Source organism: Collinsella aerofaciens ATCC 25986 (genome assembly GCF_964239575.1).
GTDB classification, from domain to species: domain Bacteria; phylum Actinomycetota; class Coriobacteriia; order Coriobacteriales; family Coriobacteriaceae; genus Collinsella; species Collinsella aerofaciens_BQ.
This window is the reverse complement of record NZ_CAXSQQ010000001.1, coordinates 331,433-350,245: the sequence shown is the minus strand read 5'-3', so window position 1 is coordinate 350,245 and position 18,813 is coordinate 331,433. Positions and strand designations below refer to the sequence as shown.

Here is an 18,813-nt window from a genome sequence, read left to right as displayed (position 1 = left end):
AAAGCCTCGATTGCTCCGTATCTCACCGCAACTTTTTGTGGGGTAGGCTAGAGACGCTGCATGCGGTACCCGACACCCATGTGTGTCTGAATCATCTTGGGGTGAGAGGGGTCTGCCTCGATCTTCTTGCGCAGGGTGCGCATGAACACGCGCAGGCTCGCCAGATCGCTGTCCCAGCTCGTGCCCCATATCTCGTGGGTGATGAAAGTGTGGGTGAGCACCTTGTCGACGTTTTTCGCCAGAAGGACGAGCAATTTGTACTCAGTTGGGGTGAGCGAGAGCTCGCGTCCGTCTTTTGTCGCGTATCCCGCGGCGTAGTCGATATGCAGCGGACCGTTGTCAAACGTGCTCGCTTCTGTCGACTCGCTCGACGCCATCGAGGAGCGCCTCAAATTCGCACGGACGCGCGCGAGCAACTCATCCACAGAAAAGGGCTTGGTGAGGTAGTCGTCTGCCCCTGCGTCAAGTGCTGCAATCTTGTCGGAATCTTCGGTGCGCGCCGAAATGACGATAATGGGGACTGCCGACCAGCTTCGGATCTTCGTGATGACCTCGATACCGTCAATGTCGGGAAGGCCGAGGTCGAGCATGATGAGGCTGGGGCCGTGCGACACCGCATCCATGATGGCGGCCTGGCCGTTGCAAACCTTGCTCACGACATAGCCGTGGAGGTCAAGCGCGGTCGAAACGAGGTTTTGAACGGTCGGGTCATCTTCGACCAGGAGGATACGTGGCTTAGCGGCATTATTCATGAATCTCAATCTCCTCGGCGGGCAGGGTAAAACGGAAGACAGCCCCATGGGGGTGGTTGTCGCGAACTTCGATGACGCCGCCATGCGCCTCCACGATGGAGCGGCAGAGCGACAGGCCAAGGCCGATGCTTCGACGCGAATCCACGGGCCGCGTATTGCTTGAGGTGAAGAAGCGCTCAAAGATATGAGGCTTGTCGCAGTCTGCCACACCCGGCCCATCGTCTGCGACGTCCACCACGACGAACGCGCCCTCGCGACGTGCGCTGATGGTGACAGTCGAGTCCTCGGGCGTGTATTTGAAGGCGTTCATGATGAGATTCGTAAGCACCTGCATGATGAGATGGACGTCGATGCGTACCAGCAGGATGTCGTCAGTGTGCTCGATGGTGACGGCACGTCCATGCGATGCTTGGGCGACATGGCTGAGGGCGACCTCGATGACCTCGTCGATGAGCTCGGATGTTAAGTTGAGGCGAAAGGTGCCGTCCTCGACGCGTGTGATGGCGAGGAGGTTCTCCACGGTATCGATAAGCCAGAGGGAGTCGTCGTAGATGGCATCGGCAAGATCGCAGCGTTGTTCGAGGCTGAGCTTCTCGTCGCTCTTCCGAAGGATTGCCGCAGATCCGGATATAGCCGTGAGGGGTGTCCTCAAATCGTGGCCGATGGAGCGCAAAAGGTTGGCGCGCAGCTGCTCGTTTTTCGCCAAGACCGCAGCCTCTTCGCGCTCTTGCGCCGCCCGGTCGCTTTCGAGCGCCAAGGCGCATTCACCTACGATAGATAGGACGATCGAATGCTCGAAGGCTTCGATCTCGCGCCCCTCCAGGGCGATGCCGATGACACCGAATACCTTGTCGCCGGTGCGAACCGCGAGGTAGAGACAGCGCGCCTCAGGCAGGGTCCGCGTGCTTGCGCCCGCGCGCTTGTTGTTGGTGTAGGTCCAGGTTGCAACGGCGCGCTCGTAGTCGGTGAGCAGCGACGCGGATCGGTTTTCGGTGCCAGCGGACTCATAGAGCGCCTTGCCGAGCGTGCCGTGTTCGGCGGGGTAGAAGACCACGTCGAGTTTTAGCAGTTTGACGAGTTGGTTCATGGCGACGCGGGCGCACTCCTCCGCGCTATGGGCTTGCTGCAAGAGCTGGTTCGTTTCGAGGAGTACGCGCGTTTTGAATGCGTTCTCGGCGGATGTACGGGCGTTGTCGGCGATGCGCGCAGTTAACTCGCCGGCGACCATAGCGGTGGCGAACATGATGCCGAACGTGACCAGATAGCTTCGGTCGTAGCTGGCGAGCGAAAACAGAGGCGTGACGAAGCAGAAGTTGTAAAGCACTACAGAGAGCACGCTCGATACGATCGTGCAGATACGCCCCGTCGTGGTGACGGCGGTCAGCAGGGCCGTGAAGATATAGAGGGATATGATGCTGGAATCGGCAAATCCCAGATGGCGGAAAGCCGTGCCGATCGCCGTGGCGGCAAGAGAGAGGGCCAGCGTGCGAAGCACGTTTCGGCTGCTGGGCGGCTGCAGGGCGAGCGCATGGCGGCGTCCTTTGGGGCGGGAGGGCGGAGTCGACTGTTCTGGAATGATGTAAATGTCGAGGTTCGGGGCGAATGTTATGAGCTGTTCTACGAGAGATTTGCGGCCGAAGAGGGCCTGACGGACGCTGCTGCGCTCGCCCGTGCGCCCCATGACGATCTTCGAAATACCCGACAGGCGCGCGAACTCGGAGATCTGAAACGCGATGTCGTCGCCATAGACGGTTTCCATATGTGCTCCGAGCTGCTCGGCTAGGGCGATATTGGCTGCAAGCTTGGCGCGCTCATCATCGCTCATGGCTTGCGTGCGCGGGCTCTCTACGAACAGGGCGACGAGCTCGCTGCGAAACGCTTTCGCCATGCGTGCGGCGGCACGGACGATGCGGGGATTGGTCGGCGCCGGGGAGACACAGACTAAGATACGCTCCCTGGTGTAGTAGTCACGGTTTCCCAGCACGCGTGCGGCGTCTGTGAGGTGACCAGTGCGATCGGCGCAGCGGCGCAGCGCGATTTCTCGGAGTGCGGTGAGGTTCTCGACGGTAAAAAAATGCTGTTGCGCTCGGTCGGCTTGTGCGGGACGGTAGACGAGGCCGGCGCGAAGGCGCTCAAGTAGGTCTTCGGGCTCTATGTCGACGAGCTCGACCTGGTCGGCATCATCGAAGATACGGTCGGGGATTCGTTCGCTCACGACAACGCCGGTGATGGATGCAACCATGTCGTTTAGGCTCTCGATATGCTGAACGTTCACGGTCGTATAGACGTCGATGCCCGCATGTAGAAGCTCCTCGACGTCTTGATAGCGTTTGTCGTGGCGAGACCCCGGCGCATTCGTATGGGCGAGCTCGTCGACAAGGATGAGCTGAGGGGCGCGTTCGATAGCCGCATCTAGATCGAACTCGCTGAGCGCAATGCCGTTGTGCTCGATGAGTTTACAGGGCACGTTCTCAAGCCCTTGTGCAAGATGGGCAGTTGCCGGACGTTCGTGCGGCTCGATGTATCCCGCGACGACGTCGACACCTCGCCGCTTGGCGGCGTGGGCGGCTTGAAGCATCGCATAGGTTTTGCCTGTGCCAGCAGCGTAGCCAAAGAAAATTTTGAGGTGTCCCCGGCTGGTTCGAGTGTCATCGGCGACCTCGTCTTTCTCAATTGCCTTGAGGATGAGGTCTGGATTGACGCGAGTGTCCGATGCGTCGCGCTGCATAGCGTAGCCTTTCTGAAGCGTTGTCCATGCGTGCATACGCGGTGAAGACACCACTGTATGCTCGCGAGGTCGAGTATAGGCGCACTGCAGCTGCAATAGTGCTTTCTACCTGCATCTTTACGGCATCTTAAGGACGTGAGCCCCGGCCCTCACGCCTCTTTAATCCCTAGAAGCGTTTACTGTCCCCAGACGCTTGCGAGGGCAGGCGTCCGAGACATCGGACCGCGTGTGAAAGGGGCGGTAAATGGACATCCTCATTCCCATCATCGGAGTCGTCTGCATTGGACTTCTTATCTATTACATCTACATTCTGATGAGGAGTGATTCGTAAACTATGGACGCTGCGATTCAGTACATCTTGTACTTTGCCGTACTCGTCGTCCTGGCCGTTCCGCTCGGTCGGTTCATGGCCCATATCATGGATGGTGAGCATACGTTCCTGTCGCCTGTGATTGCTCCTGTGGAGCGTGGCGTCTATCGTCTGCTTCGCATCGACGCGGCAGAACAGATGGGGTGTAGGCGCTATCTGGCGAGCGTGCTGGTCTTTTCGGGGATCGGCCTCGTGACTCTTGTGGCACTCCAGGCGCTTCAGTCCTTCTTGCCAGGCAATCCCCAGCACCTGCCGGGTGTGTCATGGGACCTGTCGTTCAATACGGCTGCTTCCTTCATAACCAACACCAACTGGCAGTCCTACTCCGGTGAGACCACCCTGTCCTACCTTGTGCAGTTCATGGGCCTCACTGTGCAGAACTTCGTTTCCGCTGGCACCGGTATCGCGGTCATGTTCGCGCTGACCCGCGGCTTCCGTCAGGTCAAGGAGCAGGGTCTGGGTTCCTTCTGGGTCGACCTCACCCGCACCGTCCTGTATGTGCTCATCCCGCTGAACCTCGTGTTCGGCATCTGCCTGGCTGCCGGTGGCGTCATCTCCAACTTCCAGCCGGCTCAGAAGGCTGAGCTCGTAGAACCCGTCGCTGTTCAGCCTAATGCAGACGGCGGCTGGAGCGTCATCGACGGCGCCCAGATCGAGGGCGACACGGTCAAGGTCGACGGCAAGGTTGTCGAGGGCGCGCGCGTGGTCACCGAGCAGTTCCTGCCCCAGGGTCCCGCGGCTTCTCAGGTCGCCATCAAGCAGTCCGGCACCAACGGCGGCGGCTTCTTCGGCGTGAACTCCGCCCATCCGTATGAGAACCCCAGTGCCTTCACCAACATCATCGAGATGACCAGCCTGCTGCTGATCCCGGCCGCCTGTTGCTTCGCCTTCGGTGTCGGCGTCAAGAACACCAAGCAGGGCAAGGCCATCTTTGCCGCCATGTTCATCCTGCTGGTGATCTTCACCGGCATCATCGCCGTCAACGAGCATGCGGGCACCCCGCAGCTGGCCGATGGCGGAGCGGTCAATATCGAGATGACCGACGGCCAGGCCGGCGGCAACATGGAGGGCAAGGAGAGCCGCTTTGGCATCGCCTCCTCTTCTACCTGGTCCGCTTTCACGACGGCTGCTTCCAACGGCTCGGTCAACTCCATGCACGACTCCTACACCCCGCTGGGCGGTTTTGTCCAGATGCTCCAGATTGCTCTGGGCGAGGTCGTCTTCGGCGGCGTGGGCTGCGGCCTGTACGGCATGATCGGCTTCGCCATCCTTACAGTGTTCATCGCCGGCCTCATGGTCGGACGCACGCCTGAGTTCCTGGGCAAGAAGATCGAGCCGGGCGAGATGCGCTGGGCAGTTGTCCTGTGCTTGGCAACTCCGTTTGCCATTCTGGTGTGCTCGGCCATCGCCTGCATGGTGCCCGGTCTTGCCGACCAGCTCAACAATGGTGGCGCGCACGGCTTCTCCGAGGCGCTGTATGCCTTCACCTCATGCGGCGGCAACAACGGCTCGGCGTTTGCAGGCATGAACTGCAACATTCCCTGGATCAACGTCATGCTCGGCCTCGAGATGCTGTTCGCCCGCTTCATGCCCATCATCGGTACGCTGGCTATCGCCGGCTCGCTGGCCAAGAAGGGCAAGGTCGCCGAGAGCGCCGGTACCCTGTCTACCACCAACGGCATGTTCGTATTCCTGCTCGTGTTCATCGTTCTGCTGATCGGTGCCCTGAGCTTCTTCCCGGCCCTGGCGCTTGGCCCCGTTGCCGAGTTCTTCCAGATGATTGCGTAAAGGAGGGCGCAGATTTATGACTATGCAAAAAGACATGATGGGCCGCGCGGTCCGCGACTCGTTTGCCAAGCTGGATCCTCGCGTCCAGATTCAAAACCCGGTCATGTTCCTGGTGTGGCTTTCCGCCGTCATGACCTCCGTCCTGGCCGTCGCTTCCATTTTCGGTGTGCAGGACGCGGGTGTGCCCACCTACTATGTGGTCGCCATCGCGGTCATCCTGTGGCTTACCGACCTGTTCTCGAACTTCGCCGAGGCGCTTGCCGAGGGCCGCGGTAAGGCCCAGGCCGATTCCCTGCGTGCGGCCAAGAAGGATGTCGAGGCCCATCGCATCGAGTCCGTTGAGGACAAGGAGCACTTCACCGTCGTTCCCGGCACCGAGCTCACGCGCGGCGACCTGGTGATCGTGCGCGCCGGCGAGCAGATTCCCGGCGACGGCGACGTCATCGAGGGCGCTGCTTCCGTTGACGAGTCCGCCATCACTGGCGAGTCCGCCCCCGTGGTCCGCGAGGCCGGCGGCGACCGCTCTGCCGTTACCGGCGGTACCACGGTGCTGTCCGACTGGATCATCGTCAAGATCTCCAGTGAGCCCGGCCAGAGCTTCCTGGACAAGATGATCGCGATGGTCGAGGGTGCCGCGCGCAAGAAGACCCCTAACGAGATCGCTCTGGAGATCTTCCTGGTGGCCCTCTCCATCGTCTTTATCCTGGTCACGCTGGCCCTGTATTGTTACTCCTGCTTCTCGGTCGGTCTTAACGACATGGACAACCCCACGGCCGTGACCACGCTCGTGGCGCTGCTCGTGTGCCTGGCTCCCACTACCATCGGCGCCCTTCTGTCCGCCATCGGCATCGCCGGCATGAGCCGTCTGAACGAGGCCAACGTGCTGGCCATGTCCGGCCGCGCCATCGAGGCCGCCGGCGACGTCGACATCCTCATGCTCGACAAGACCGGCACCATCACCCTGGGTAACCGCCAAGCCGCCGAGTTCATCCCGGTCGACGGCGTCGATCCCGCGGAGCTGGCCGATGCCGCCCAGCTTTCCTCGCTGGCCGACGAGACCCCCGAGGGCCGCTCCATCGTCGTCCTCGCCAAGGAGCAGTTCGGTCTGCGCGGCCGCACACTCGAGGATAAGGGTATGGAGTTTATCCCGTTCACCGCGGCAACGCGTATGTCCGGCGTGAACTACGAGGGCAATGAGATCCGCAAAGGCGCTGCCGATTCCGTGCGCACCTATGTGGAGGCAGCCGGCGGCGTGTTCTCCCAGGAGTGCGACGAGGCCGTCGAGCGCATCGCCAAGGCCGGCGGCACCCCGCTGGTCGTGACCAAGAACTGCCGCGTGCTGGGCGTTGTGTACCTCAAGGACATCATCAAGTCCGGCGTTAAGGAGAAGTTCGCCGACCTGCGCAAGATGGGCATCAAGACCATCATGGTGACGGGCGACAACCCGCTCACCGCCGCGGCAATCGCCGCCGAGGCCGGCGTTGACGACTTCCTGGCCGAGGCCACCCCTGAAGGCAAGCTTGAGAAGATCCGCGAGTTCCAGCGTGAGGGCCACCTGGTCGCCATGACCGGCGACGGCACCAACGACGCGCCCGCTCTGGCCCAGGCCGACGTCGCCGTGGCCATGAACACGGGCACCCAGGCTGCCAAGGAGGCCGGCAACATGGTCGACCTCGACTCCAGCCCCACCAAGCTCATCGAGGTCGTGCGTATCGGCAAGCAGCTGCTCATGACCCGCGGTTCGCTCACGACCTTTTCGGTGGCCAACGACATGGCGAAGTACTTCGCTATCATCCCGGCCCTGTTCTCACCGATCTACCCGGGCCTTGGCGCGCTCAACATCCTCGGTCTGGCAAGCCCGCTGTCCGCGGTTCTTTCGGCCATCATCTATAACGCGCTCGTTATCGTCGCGCTGATCCCGGCCGCGCTGAAGGGCGTTAAGTACCGCGAGGTACCGTCCGGACAGCTGCTGATCCACAACCTGCTCGTGTGGGGTCTGGGCGGCATCGTTGCCCCGTTCGTATTCATCAAGCTCATCGACATGCTGCTCGCGTTCTGCGGCATTATGTAAGTGGAGGTTTGTATGTTCAAAGGTGTTGCATCGCGCGCACTGGGCGTGTTCGCGCTGTTTACCGTTGTCTGCGGCCTGGGCTATACGCTCGTCGTGACCGGCATCGCCCAGGTTGCGTTCCCGTATCAGGCGAACGGTTCGCTCATTACGGTCGACGGCAAGGTTGTGGGTTCCGAGCTCATCGGCCAGAACTTCGAGGATGAGGACCACATGTGGGGCCGCATCCAGAACGTGTCAATTTTCGAAGGCGAAGATGGCGAGCTCATGGCGTATGGTGCCCCATCCAACCTGTCCCCGGCGAGTGAGGAGTATCGGCAGCTTGTGGATGCGCGCGTGAAGAAGATCCGCGCCGCCAACCCCGATGCCGATATGGACGCTGTGCCCGTCGACCTGGTGACGTGTTCCGGCTCAGGGCTCGACCCCGAGATCTCTCCCGATGCCGCCGAGTACCAGGTCCCGCGCCTTGCCAAGGCCACGGGCAAAAGTGAGGACGAGGTGCGCGACATCATTGCCGCGTGCACCAAGGGCCGTTTCCTCGGCGTGTTCGGCGAGCCCACGGTCAACGTGCTCAAGGTGAACCTTATGCTGGACGGCGCGCTGTAGGTGAGGGAGTGGCGGATGAGGGCATGACTGGCTATCTGAGCCCTCAAGTCCACCCCGCCCATCAGTTGCGGTGAAATACGGACTGTCTTGGCTGTCAAAGGCCTTATCTACTCCGTATTCCACCGCAACTTTTTGTGGGTCGATACGTAGGCAGGGGAGTGCGTGCGGTCGGGTACCGTGCGGTTGCTGGTACGATAGATAAGTCAGCAACTGCCGCCGAGCGGCTCAAATGAAAGGAACCCTGTATGGAGTCCTCTGCCTATCCAATGCTCTTTAGCCCGATCAAGGTCGGTACGACCGAGGTCAAGAACCGCGTCTTTATGCCGCCGGTGTCCACCAACCTGGCCGATCATGGCTATGTGACCGACGACTTGGTCGATCATTACCGTGCCCGCGCCAAGGGCGGCGTGGGCCTCATCATCACCGAGGTCGTGACGGTCGAGCCTACCTATACCTATCTGCCGGGTGACATGTGCTGCTACGACGACACGTTTATCCCTGGCTGGGAAAAGCTCGCCGCGGCCGTCCACGAGTATGGCTGCAAGATCATGCCGCAGCTCTTCCACCCCGCCTACATGGCCTTTAACATTCCGGGTACGCCGCGCCTGATCGCTCCGTCCTTTGTGGGCCCGTCCTATGCCCGCGAGGCGCCGCGCCCCATTACGGTCGATGAGATTCACGAGCTCACGCATCAGTTTGGCGACGCTGCCGTGCGTATGCAGAAGGCCGGTGTCGATGGCGTCGAGGTCCATGCGGCGCACGCCCACGGCATGCTCGGCGGTTTCTTGACCCCGCTCTATAACAAGCGTACCGATGAGTACGGCGGCTCGCTCGACGCCCGCATGCGCTTCTTACTCGAGGTCATCGCTGAGATTCGCGAGCGCTGCGGCAAGGACTTTATCATCGACGTCCGTATCTCGGGCGACGAGTACACCGATGGCGGCCTGACCCTCAACGACATGATCTACGTCTCGCGTCGCCTGGAGAAGGCCGGCGTCGACATGATTCATGTGTCGGGCGGCACCACCATCAAGCGCGGCTCCGCGATTCCCGCCGCCGGTACGCAGCAGGCCTCGCATGCCGCCTGCTCGCGCGAGATCAAGAAGCACGTCAACATTCCCGTCGCCACCGTCGGACGTATCAACGAGGCCTGGATCGCCGAGGAGCTGATCGAGGACGGCGCTGCCGACATCTGTATGATGGGCCGCGCCAATCTGTGCGATGCCGAGTTCTGCAATAAGGCCGCTGCCGGCAACGCCGACGACATCCGCCCCTGCATCGGCTGCCTGCGCTGCCTGAACGGCATTATGTTTGGCAAGCGCATCTCCTGCACTGTCAACCCGGACGTGGAGCGCGACGAGGCTGGCTACGAGCCTGCCGCCGAGGTCAAGAACGTGCTGGTTGTGGGTGCCGGTCCTGCGGGTATGGAGGCGGCCTACATTGCCGCCAAGCGCGGCCACAACGTGGTGCTCGTGGACAAGCAGGACGAACCGGGCGGCGAGATGCGCATCGCGGCCGTTCCGCCGGCAAAGCAGGAGCTCACCCGCGTGATCAAGTATCAGTACCGTCGCCTGGCCGAGGCCGGCGTGGAGTGCGTATTTGGCACCGAGCTTACTGCCGAGGACATTCAGCGTGACTACGCGGGTTACGAAGTTGTCCTGGCTTATGGCGCCGAGCCCATCGCTCCGGCCTTTATGCAGGGCTTTAAGCAGGTTATGACAGCTGACGACCTGCTGGGTGGCAAGGCTTTCCCGGGCAAGAAGATTGTCATCGTCGGCGGCGGCACCGTCGGTTGCGAGACGGCCGACTACCTGGCCCCGCTGGTCAACGACCTGTCGCCGGCCAACCGCGATGTCACCGTCATCGAGATGACCAAGACGCTCGCCGCCAACGAGGGCGGTGCCGGTCGCGCGGTGCTCATCACGCGCATGCTCTCCAAGGGCGTTCACGTGCTGACCGAGGCCAAGGTGACCGAGATTACCGAGGATGCCATCAGCTATGAGAAGGACGGCGAGGTCCACACCATCGCCGATGCCGATACGCTGGTACTTGCCATGGGCTATCGTCCCAATACCAAGTTGGCCGACGACCTTGCTGCCGCTGGCGTTGCTGTCCACGTGCTGGGCGACGCCCAGGAGTGTGGCAACATCCGCGATGCCATCGGCGATGGCTACAAGGTTGCCTGCGAGCTCTAGTTAATCCCTTGGTGCATGGGGCCTGTCCCCGCGGCGTCAGTCGGTAGATAGCAAAAAGCGGCGGTCGTCCCGTACGTGGGACGACCGCCGCTTGCGTTAGCTGCAATGAGTCGTGCGATTAGAGCCCCAGGAGCTCCTTGACCTTGGCGATGATGGCCTCGTCGGTGGCGTTGGCAAAGAAGTACTCCTGGAAGTGCTCGCCGGCAAGTGCGCCCTTCACCAGGTCCTGATCGATCTCGCCCAGGACGTCGACGAGCGGACGCATGGTCACAGCGCGCACGCCGTCGAGGATCTTCTTGTTGCGCTGCTCGGGCTCAACGCGCTCGGCAGGATAGCCGTTGCCCGAACCAAAGCCAAAGAGCTTCTCGAAGGTGTACTCAAGATTGAGCTCCTGGCCCCAGCCGTTCTTGAGGGCGAAGGGCATGGCAACGGCGTTGCCATCGTTGACCTGGGCAAAGGTGTAGGCGTCGAGCGGGTCGGCAACGTGGCCGCACAGCACGCCGGGGAAGGAGTTACAGGCGAGCATGGCGCCCTCGCCGGTGCCGCAGCCGGTCACGACGTAGTCGGCAGCGCCGGAGTTCAGCAGCACGGCGGCAAGGATGCCGTTCTGCACGTAGGTGAGGGGCTTGGAATCGGCGTCGGCATACATGCCATAGTTAAAGACGGTGTGCCCCATGGGCTCGACAACCTTCTTAAGGGCAGCCTCGATCATAGGGTTCTTGGAGTTCTGAGAGTTCTCATTGATCAGAGCGATCTTCATTGCGAATTACCTTTCTATTTCTAACTTGCGGTGGAATACGGACTGTTTTGCCTGATAGAAGCCAAAACCAATCCTTATCTCACCGCAACTCAAATGAAAAACGAGTGGATGAAACCTGATATGGGCAGTTGCGGCGACGCTTATTGAGGCTGCTTTCCAATGTATGCGAGGATGCCGCCGTCGACGTAGAGGATGTGGCCGTTGACGAAGTTCGATGCATCGGAAGCCAAGAACACGGCGGGGCCCTTCAGATCCTCGGGCGTGCCCCAACGGGCGGCCGGCGTCTTGGCAATGATGAACTGGTCAAACGGGTGGCGGCTGCCGTCGGGCTGCGTCTCGCGCAGGGGTGCGGTTTGCGGCGTGGCGATGTAGCCGGGTCCAATGCCGTTGCACTGGATATTGGCCTCGCCAAACTCCGAGCAGATGTTCTTGGTGAGCATCTTGAGTCCGCCCTTGGCGGCGGCATAGCCGGCGATGGTCTCGCGACCTAGCTCGCTCATCATCGAGCAGATGTTGATGATCTTGCCGTGGCCCTTGGCGATCATGCCGGGCAGGCAGGCCTTGGACACGATAAACGGTGCGTTGAGGTCAATATCGACGACGCGGCGGAAGTCCTCGGCGCTCATGTCGAGCATCGGGGTGCGCTGGATAACGCCGGCGTTGTTGACCAGGATGTCGGGCGTGGTGCCAAAGTCGGCCTCGATCTTGGCGATGAGCTCGGCAACGACGGCCTCGTCGGTGACGTCTGCCACGTAACCATGAGCCTCAAAGCCCAGCTCGCGGTAGTGCTTCTCGGCCTCGGCTACCTTGTCGGCGTGACGTGCGTTAAAGGCGATCTTGGCGCCAGCCTCTCCGAGCGCCTCGGCGATAGCCATGCCAATGCCATAGGTGGCGCCGGTTACCAGTGCGACCTTGCCGTCCAGACGGAAACTGTCCATAAGATCAGACATAGCGATCCTTTCAAAAGAAACGTTCATCTATATAAGTCTTGCTTTTCATACAAGGTCAGTATAGGAGAAGAGGATGATTTAAAAATCAGATTCTCCTAAAATCAGGTGAACGTTCACTTTTAAAAGGTAAACGGTGATTTCGCCCTTGCCGCGCGGACGTTTATTCGCTCTGTTCCTGCGTGCCCTCTGCGATCATGTTACGGTTATACACCAGGTGCAGATACATCGCGTCGTGCGCGGCGGTGGGATTGCGCGAGGCGATGGCGTCGGCCACATCGCGGTGCGTGCGGATAGTTTCCTCGACGAGCTTTTTGCCAGTCACGTCGATAAAGAGGGGGACGGATGCCTTGAGCACGCCCATCAGGCGGGGAACGACGAGGTTTCCGGAGCTCTCGGCAATGGCATTGTGGAACGCGGTGTCGGCGGCGGAGTAATCCTCACCGGCCTCGGCCAGGCGCTCGGATTCGTCGCAGAGCTCTTTGATACAGACGACCTGGTCGTTGGTTGCGTGCTCGGCCTCCATGCGTGCCATCTGCGGCGGCGCCACGGCGCTCTCGCACGTCAACGATGCCGGTTTTTGGATGTGCTCCTCGTTCCTGGAGATTGACGAGAAGACCACCCTCAAGTCCTGGACCGTTATGGAGACGCTCATCGGCCTTTCGGGTCTTGCCTGCGCCTTGGTGATTTCGTTCTTCGCCTAGTTCGCGTAGCTAAGCATCTTTCACCGAGTGCATCGCTCGGTACCCATTTACACCTGATTCATTAACCAACGATTGGTACAACCGTTCAAACCAAAAGAGGAGAGCATCATGGACGAGAAGACCAAAGCGCAGATTCAACAGGAGGCGGCCGACCTGGTTGCCAAGCTGCAGCCGCGATCTGGCAAGTTCCGCACCATTAGCCCCGAGATGGACCCACTGCGTCTGGGCTCCGGCTGGACCATTGAGGATCTGGACAAGCCGCAGGTCATCATCGAGTCGACGTTTGGCGACTCGCACCCGGGTTCTGCCGGCCTGTTCGAGCTGGTCGAGGAGGTGCGCGCTGGCGTTGCCGAGGCTGGTGGCCACGGTGCCCGTTACTTCTGCACCGACATTTGCGACGGTGAGGCCCAGGGCCACGACGGCATCAACTACTCGCTGCCCAGCCGCGACATGATCGCCAACATGATCGAGATTCATGCCAAGGCCACTCCATTCGACGCCGGCGTCTTTGTCGCCAGCTGCGATAAGGGTCTGCCTGCGAACCTCATGGCCATGGGCCGCATCAACATCCCCTCCATCGTCGTTACCGGCGGTGTCATGGATGCCGGTCCCGACCTGCTGACCCTGGAGCAGCTCGGCGCCATCTCGGCCCGCTATGAGCGCGGCGAGATTTCCCGCGAGGAGCTCGAGTTTGCCAAGCACAACGCATGCCCCAGCTGCGGCGCCTGCTCCTTTATGGGTACCGCCTCGACCATGCAGGTTACCGCCGAGGCCCTGGGCCTTATGCTCCCCGGCACGGCTCTGCTGCCCGCAACCAGCTCCGATCTGCGTGAGTTTGCGCGCGAGGCTGGCCGTCAGTCCGTGTGGCTCTCCGAGCACAACCTGTGCCCCCGCGACATCGTGACCAAGGAGTCCTTCGAGAATCTCATCATGGTCCACGGCGCCATCTCCGGTTCCACCAACTCGCTGCTGCACATTCCCGCGATCGCCCGCGAGTTTGGCATCGAGATGTCCGCCGACGATTTCGATCGCCTGCACCGTGGCGCCCACTATCTGCTCAACGTTCGCCCCGCAGGCGAGTGGCCGGCGCAGTTCTTCTACTATGCGGGCGGCGTGCCGCGCATCATGGAGGAGATCAAGTCGATGCTCCACCTCGACGTTATGACCGTCACCGGCAAGACTCTCGGCGAAAACCTCGAGGACCTTAAGAACAATGGCTACTACGAGAAGTGTGGCCGCTACTTGGAGAAGTGGAACCTTAGGCGCGAGGACATCATTCGCCCGTTTGACCAGGCTTTTGGTACCGACGGCTCCATCGCCATCCTTCACGGCAATCTTGCTCCCGAGGGCGCGGTCGTCAAGCACACCGTCGTTCCGCGCGAGATGTTCCAGGCTACGCTCAAAGCCCGTCCGTTCGACTGCGAGGAGGACGCCATTCACGCCGTCCTGACGCACGAGGTCAAGCCCGGCGATGCCGTTATCATTCGCTATGAGGGACCCAAGGGTTCCGGTATGCCCGAGATGTTCTACACCACCGAAGCTATCGCCAGCGACCCCGAGCTGGGCGCGAGCATTGCCCTGATCACTGACGGCCGCTTCTCCGGCGCCTCCAAGGGCCCGGCTATCGGTCACGTTTCGCCCGAGGCCGCTGTGGGCGGTCCGATTGCCCTGATTGAGGAGGGCGACCTTATCCGAATCAACATCCCCGAGCGCTCGCTGTCCATCGTGGGCATCGCCGGTAAGGAGATGGAGCCGGCCGAGGTCGACGCCGTCCTGGCCGAGCGCCGAGCCGCTTGGAAGCCCAAGGCTAATCGCTATACCTCCGGCACGCTCAAGTTCTTTACCGAGCATGCAGTTTCCGCCATTCAAGGGGGCTACATGGAGTAGCGCCCATGCGCATCAAATATCTCCTCTCATAGATGCGCGGCACAAAGAGCCTCGAGTTCATACGAGCTCGGGGTTCTTTTCGTCTGGATTGCAGACGTATCGTCGGACGAAAGCACGTTGCGTCTAGGGAAAAAACGTACGAAAGCGCAATTTCCATCCTTATTCCGGACGCAAATCAAGACGTAAACCGTTTGCGTCTGCTATAAATCCGCACGAAAACGGTTTTCGTCTTGCAGGACAGTTGCCGTTTCTACAGTTCAACTTCCAGTTCGGCTTTGTGCTCGTAGAGGTAGTCGCGCATGTAGGGGATGGCAAATGAGACCTTGCCGTACGAAGGAGCCTCGATAATCGATTCTCTCAGCAGGCGACTACGGATGGAGCCTACCTGCTTAGGTGTTTTGCCTAGGTTGTCGGAAGTCATGCTGGCTGAACATATAAGTTGCGTGGAATAGGATGCCAATTTGGGATCGGAATAGCACCTGTGCCGCGAATATAGCCCATCTACTATGTTTAAGCCGCAAGGGTCAACCATAGCCGGCTTTTTCGAAAATCAACAAGCTGTCTACCTGCGGTTTTATTTTTGCAGTTTTCGGCATGGTCGGGGCTATCCGCGTTAACGTAGTAGATGGGCCCCTTTTGTGGCAAGGGTGCCGATCGACGGGACAGGGCAGGTAAAAGAGACACATCCCAAAAGACCGGTTGGGAGTTGGGACGTGTCGATGCGATAGTATTACGTGGTGATATTCGACAAACCGAGGCTTCATCCGAGGGCTTTATGGAACAGCACCAGCATTATCAGAGCCTGCAAGATCAGGCATACAACGCATTACGCTCCAAGATTATCTATGCCGAGCTCAAGCCCGGCACGCGCCTTTCGGCGATTGGTCTGGAAAAGGAGACGGGAATCGGGCGCACGCCCATTCGCGAGTCATTTGTGCGCCTGCGTGAGCAGGAGCTGGTGGAAACTCGTCCCAAAAGCGGCACCTATGTCTCAAAAATCAGCATGGAGCGCGCCGAGAACGCCTGTTTCTTGCGTGAGAAACTCGAGAGAAGCGTGCTCATTAAATGCTGCTCGGCCGCCACGCCCGAGCAAAAGCATCGGCTCGAGCAGATTCTTGCCGAGTCCGAGTCGCTCGACCATAGCGAAACGCGTCGCTTTTTCGATCTGGATAACCTGTTCCACGAGACGTGCTTTGAGATTGCCGGCCGCCACATGTTGTGGGATTGGATGAAGAGCATCAACACGCATTTTGAGCGATACAACTGGTTGCGTATGGTGTCGCAGGATCTGGATTGGGAGCCGATTCGTCGGCAGCATCGCCGGATTCTCGAGGCCATTAAGAGGGGCGATACCGATGCGGCGAGTTATCTGGCAGAGACGCACCTGCACCTGATGCCCGAAGAGCAAGGTCCGGTTATCGCCTTGCATCCCGACTATTTTGAGCTGTCCAAAGACTCGGCCATCTAACTCGTCCCCTTCATTAGTTGCGGTGAAATAGGGATTGTTTTGCGGCTCTGATGGTGTAAGCAGTCCGTATCTTACCGCAACTGCCGGGGCACTATCGGGGCACAAAAAAGCTGCGGCGCCGCTTGGAGGAAAAGACCGGAAGCAAGGGTCCATTCCTCCAGACGGCGCCGCAACTGTTTTGATGGCTCGGCTTTTACCGAAGTGGCTCAGTTGGACGCGGTTGCCAACCGAGTAAGTAAAGCGGCTCGGGGGCGTGTCGCTTCCGTCACGTTCTATCAGCATACAAGACGGTTTCGGTTCTTGTTCGTGACGGAAACGGCGCGCTTCCGAGCCGCTTTAAAAGAAAGGGGACGAGGTCTAGGGCACGCCCCCTTTCACGATAGAGAGCTAAACCTAGCCGCGGACCTTCTTGACGACGTCCATGGCCTCGCGGGCAATCTGCTCGACCTTGGAGAAGTCGCCGTCGGCAAACAGGGCCGGCTTGACCATCCAGGTGCCACCGCAGGCGATGATGGCGGAGGAGCTCAGGTACTCCTCGACGTTGGCAGTGCTCACGCCGCCGGTGGGCATAAAGCGGTGACCGACAAACGGAGCGGCGAGGGCCTTGATGGTGTTCAGGCCGCCATACTGGGACGCGGGGAAGAACTTGGTGACCTTGAGGCCCAGGTTCTCGGCTGCGGTGACCTCGGAGGGGGTTACGGTGCCGGGAAGGACAGGCAGGTCGATGTCGATGCAGTGCTTCACAACGTCCTCGTTGTAACCCGGGGAGACGATGAACTTGGCACCGGCTGCGCGGGCCTGCTCAACCTGCTCGACGGTCAGGACAGTGCCGGCGCCAACGCACATCTCGGGCTCGGCCTCGGCCATAGCGGCGATGCACTCGGCGGCGCAGGCGGTGCGGAAGGTGACCTCGGCGGACTTCATGCCAGCTGCCATAAGGGCGTGGGCGAGCGGAGCGGCGTCCTCGACCTTATCGAGCACAACGACCGGCACGATGCCCAGGGACTTAAGCGTGGTGTAAAACTGATCGAACATGATGTTCCTTTCGATGTGTGGCGCGCATGGGCGCGTGATTGCCAAATGTGCTGGTCAGGAGCCGATTTTGGATTGGTTATCGGAGGCACTGCTTGGGGTTCAAGCAATTCCAAAACCGGCTGCACGACCAGTCATGTAGGAAATGCCAGACAAAACCGGAATGGGACTGGTGGTTTTGCCCGACCGGAGGAATCGGGGAGCGGGCTGCAGAGGTATGGGTATGGGAAACTGCAGCCCGCAGAATGGGGAACGAATTAACGGGCGACGCGGGTGCCACCGTCGGCGGCTGATGCCACAGCGGCAATCTCGTCAGCAGTCACCATGTTGGAATCGCCCTTGATGGTGAGCTTGAGGATCGAGGCCGCAATCGCGTAGTTGACGGCGTCCTGCGGGTCAAAGTCGTTGATGAGGGCATGGACGAGGCCGGCGTTGAAAGCGTCGCCGGCGGCAACGCCCTCGAGCACGTGCACGTCGTGAGCGGGGGAGAACCAGTGCGCGCCGCTCTCGGCGTCATAGAGCATGCCCATCCAGATGGAGCGCTCGACGCAGGAGATGTTGCGGACGACCGAAGCGACCTTCTTGCAGCCGTACTCGGCGCAGATCTGACGGGCCATCTCGACGTAGGTGTCGCGCTCCTCAATGCCGTGGGCAAGGGAGCCGGAGACGCAGGTCATGCCGAGGCCGGCGGGTGCGTCCTCATCGTTGGCGATGCAGACGTCGACGAGCGGCAGGAGTTCCTTCATGGTGGTCTGCGACTTCTCGGGCGACCACATCTTGCCGCGATAGTTGACGTCGCACACGGTGGTGATGCCCTTGGCGCGGCAGGCGGTGAGGGCATCCTTGCACGCAGCGGCCATCTCGTCGGAGACAGCGGGCGTCACGCCGGAGAAATAGAAGACATCGATGCCCTTGAGGATCTCGTCCCAATCAAAGACGTCGCGCTTGGCCATGTTAATGGCAGAGTACTTGCGGTCGTAGACGCAGCCGTTGCCGCGCTGCGAGGCACCGACCTCAAAGACATAGGAGCCCAGGCGATCGCCCTGACGTACGACGCGCGTGGTGTCGACGCCGTAGGCCTTCAGCGAGCGCAGAGCGCACTCGCCCAGACGGTTGGCCGGGACAACGGAGACGTAAGCGGCCTTGTCGCCCTGGTAGGCCAGGGAAAGCGCGGTGTTGGCCTCGGCGCCGCCGTAGCGGACATCAAACTCGGTCGCCTGCTCAATGCGCAGATGGTCTTTGGGCGAGAGCCTCATCATGATCTCGCCGAAGGTAAGAACCGTTTTACCCATGGTTGCGCAGCTCCTTCTTGCTCGTGCGTACACCTTTGATATGGCGTTGGCACGGAGGTGCCAAGACGGTAGGGTACATCTTTGCACCTACGTGCCAACGCTCGCCGAAATCGGTTTACGAAATCGGTTTCGTTTCGAGTTGTAGTATACTCACCTACAGCCTTTTGCAAGCGAGATTTTTAAAAAAATGCCTAAAATGGCTCAGACTGCTGACAA

15 protein-coding genes are annotated in these 18,813 nt (G+C 60.5%); 7 read left to right on the top strand and 8 right to left on the bottom strand.

Annotation, left to right across the window (positions count from 1 at the left end; translation table 11 throughout):
- Window positions 1-47: 47 nt before the first annotated feature.
- Together ACESUZ_RS01725 and ACESUZ_RS01720 are read right to left on the bottom strand one after the other, a co-directional pair.
- Window positions 48-752 (bottom strand): response regulator transcription factor, encoded by a 705-nt coding sequence (locus tag ACESUZ_RS01725; RefSeq protein WP_250786872.1) that lies wholly within the window; start codon window positions 750-752, stop codon window positions 48-50.
- Complete coding sequence (locus ACESUZ_RS01720; protein WP_373198121.1) at window positions 745-3,516, bottom strand: ATP-binding protein; 2,772 nt, start codon at window positions 3,514-3,516, stop codon at window positions 745-747. Before ACESUZ_RS01720 ends, ACESUZ_RS01725 begins: the two co-directional genes overlap by 8 nt.
- 298 nt (window positions 3,517-3,814) lie before the next feature.
- Here ACESUZ_RS01720 and kdpA point away from each other — a divergent pair, with 298 nt between their 5' ends.
- The 4 genes from kdpA to ACESUZ_RS01700 all read left to right on the top strand — a co-directional run bounded on the left by kdpA (window position 3,815) and on the right by ACESUZ_RS01700 (window position 10,507).
- Window positions 3,815-5,638 (top strand): potassium-transporting ATPase subunit KdpA, encoded by a 1,824-nt coding sequence (gene kdpA / locus ACESUZ_RS01715; protein ID WP_373198120.1) that lies wholly within the window; start codon window positions 3,815-3,817, stop codon window positions 5,636-5,638.
- Between the two features lie 16 nt (window positions 5,639-5,654).
- A complete protein-coding gene (kdpB, locus tag ACESUZ_RS01710) occupies window positions 5,655-7,709 on the top strand; it encodes a potassium-transporting ATPase subunit KdpB (protein ID WP_373198119.1) in 2,055 nt (684 codons plus the stop codon).
- Window positions 7,710-7,721: 12 nt separating this feature from the next.
- A complete protein-coding gene (gene kdpC / locus ACESUZ_RS01705) occupies window positions 7,722-8,312 on the top strand; it encodes a potassium-transporting ATPase subunit KdpC (protein ID WP_161115485.1) in 591 nt (196 codons plus the stop codon).
- A 245-nt stretch (window positions 8,313-8,557) separates the two neighbouring features.
- A complete protein-coding gene (locus tag ACESUZ_RS01700) occupies window positions 8,558-10,507 on the top strand; it encodes an FAD-dependent oxidoreductase (RefSeq protein WP_373198118.1) in 1,950 nt (649 codons plus the stop codon).
- 118 nt (window positions 10,508-10,625) lie between these two features.
- Here ACESUZ_RS01700 and ACESUZ_RS01695 read toward each other — a convergent pair whose 3' ends face one another.
- The 3 genes from ACESUZ_RS01695 to ACESUZ_RS01685 form a co-directional block, all read right to left on the bottom strand.
- The gene (locus tag ACESUZ_RS01695) at window positions 10,626-11,267 is read right to left on the bottom strand and encodes an RpiB/LacA/LacB family sugar-phosphate isomerase (RefSeq protein ID WP_117563655.1); all 642 of its coding nucleotides are present in this window, start codon (window positions 11,265-11,267) and stop codon (window positions 10,626-10,628) included.
- Window positions 11,268-11,407: 140 nt separating this feature from the next.
- Window positions 11,408-12,217, bottom strand: coding sequence for a gluconate 5-dehydrogenase (locus ACESUZ_RS01690; RefSeq protein WP_138114095.1), 810 nt, complete (start codon window positions 12,215-12,217; stop codon window positions 11,408-11,410).
- A gap of 160 nt (window positions 12,218-12,377) precedes the next feature.
- Entirely contained in the window at window positions 12,378-12,749 is a 372-nt protein-coding gene (locus ACESUZ_RS01685; protein ID WP_368163167.1) for a FadR/GntR family transcriptional regulator, read from the bottom strand.
- On the opposite strand from ACESUZ_RS01685, the gene ACESUZ_RS01680 reads away from it, so the two are divergent.
- Both ACESUZ_RS01680 and ilvD read left to right on the top strand, forming a co-directional pair.
- Window positions 12,739-12,918 carry a GntT/GntP/DsdX family permease gene (locus ACESUZ_RS01680; protein WP_205217223.1) on the top strand — a complete coding sequence of 60 codons (180 nt, stop codon included), beginning with the start codon at window positions 12,739-12,741 and terminating at the stop codon, window positions 12,916-12,918. The two genes, ACESUZ_RS01685 and ACESUZ_RS01680, sit on opposite strands and share 11 nt — an antisense overlap.
- Before the next feature lie 108 nt (window positions 12,919-13,026).
- On the top strand, window positions 13,027-14,805 hold the full coding sequence (gene ilvD / locus ACESUZ_RS01675) for a dihydroxy-acid dehydratase (RefSeq protein ID WP_373198117.1): 1,779 nt from the start codon (window positions 13,027-13,029) through the stop codon (window positions 14,803-14,805).
- Between the two features lie 250 nt (window positions 14,806-15,055).
- On the opposite strand, the gene ACESUZ_RS01670 is transcribed toward ilvD, so the two are convergent.
- Entirely contained in the window at window positions 15,056-15,226 is a 171-nt protein-coding gene (locus ACESUZ_RS01670; RefSeq protein ID WP_373198116.1) for a DUF8462 domain-containing protein, read from the bottom strand.
- A gap of 354 nt (window positions 15,227-15,580) precedes the next feature.
- Here ACESUZ_RS01670 and ACESUZ_RS01665 point away from each other — a divergent pair, with 354 nt between their 5' ends.
- Window positions 15,581-16,273, top strand: a complete 693-nt coding sequence (locus tag ACESUZ_RS01665; protein WP_373198115.1) for a GntR family transcriptional regulator — start codon at window positions 15,581-15,583, stop codon at window positions 16,271-16,273.
- 393 nt (window positions 16,274-16,666) lie between these two features.
- Here ACESUZ_RS01665 and eda read toward each other — a convergent pair whose 3' ends face one another.
- Both eda and ACESUZ_RS01655 read right to left on the bottom strand, forming a co-directional pair.
- Complete coding sequence (eda, locus tag ACESUZ_RS01660) at window positions 16,667-17,308, bottom strand: bifunctional 4-hydroxy-2-oxoglutarate aldolase/2-dehydro-3-deoxy-phosphogluconate aldolase (protein WP_138114104.1); 642 nt, start codon at window positions 17,306-17,308, stop codon at window positions 16,667-16,669.
- A 254-nt stretch (window positions 17,309-17,562) separates the two neighbouring features.
- Window positions 17,563-18,597 carry a PfkB family carbohydrate kinase gene (locus ACESUZ_RS01655; protein ID WP_373198114.1) on the bottom strand — a complete coding sequence of 345 codons (1,035 nt, stop codon included), beginning with the start codon at window positions 18,595-18,597 and terminating at the stop codon, window positions 17,563-17,565.
- Window positions 18,598-18,813 lie beyond the last annotated feature (216 nt).

Excerpts from the sequence above, each read along its gene's own strand:
- ACESUZ_RS01690 (WP_138114095.1), bottom strand. The coding sequence starts at position 12,217 with ATGTCTGATCTTATGGACAGTTTCCGTCTGGACGGCAAGGTCGCACTG.
- ACESUZ_RS01685 (WP_368163167.1), bottom strand. The coding sequence starts at position 12,749 with ATGGCACGCATGGAGGCCGAGCACGCAACCAACGACCAGGTCGTCTGT.
- kdpA (WP_373198120.1), top strand. The coding sequence starts at position 3,815 with ATGGACGCTGCGATTCAGTACATCTTGTACTTTGCCGTACTCGTCGTC.
- ACESUZ_RS01720 (WP_373198121.1), bottom strand. The coding sequence starts at position 3,516 with ATGCACGCATGGACAACGCTTCAGAAAGGCTACGCTATGCAGCGCGAC.
- ACESUZ_RS01665 (WP_373198115.1), top strand. The coding sequence starts at position 15,581 with ATGGAACAGCACCAGCATTATCAGAGCCTGCAAGATCAGGCATACAAC.
- eda (WP_138114104.1), bottom strand. The coding sequence starts at position 17,308 with ATGTTCGATCAGTTTTACACCACGCTTAAGTCCCTGGGCATCGTGCCG.
- ACESUZ_RS01695 (WP_117563655.1), bottom strand. The coding sequence starts at position 11,267 with ATGAAGATCGCTCTGATCAATGAGAACTCTCAGAACTCCAAGAACCCT.
- kdpB (WP_373198119.1), top strand. The coding sequence starts at position 5,655 with ATGACTATGCAAAAAGACATGATGGGCCGCGCGGTCCGCGACTCGTTT.
- ACESUZ_RS01725 (WP_250786872.1), bottom strand. The coding sequence starts at position 752 with ATGAATAATGCCGCTAAGCCACGTATCCTCCTGGTCGAAGATGACCCG.
- kdpC (WP_161115485.1), top strand. The coding sequence starts at position 7,722 with ATGTTCAAAGGTGTTGCATCGCGCGCACTGGGCGTGTTCGCGCTGTTT.
- ACESUZ_RS01680 (WP_205217223.1), top strand. The coding sequence starts at position 12,739 with ATGCGTGCCATCTGCGGCGGCGCCACGGCGCTCTCGCACGTCAACGAT.
- ilvD (WP_373198117.1), top strand. The coding sequence starts at position 13,027 with ATGGACGAGAAGACCAAAGCGCAGATTCAACAGGAGGCGGCCGACCTG.
- ACESUZ_RS01700 (WP_373198118.1), top strand. The coding sequence starts at position 8,558 with ATGGAGTCCTCTGCCTATCCAATGCTCTTTAGCCCGATCAAGGTCGGT.
- ACESUZ_RS01670 (WP_373198116.1), bottom strand. The coding sequence starts at position 15,226 with ATGACTTCCGACAACCTAGGCAAAACACCTAAGCAGGTAGGCTCCATC.
- ACESUZ_RS01655 (WP_373198114.1), bottom strand. The coding sequence starts at position 18,597 with ATGGGTAAAACGGTTCTTACCTTCGGCGAGATCATGATGAGGCTCTCG.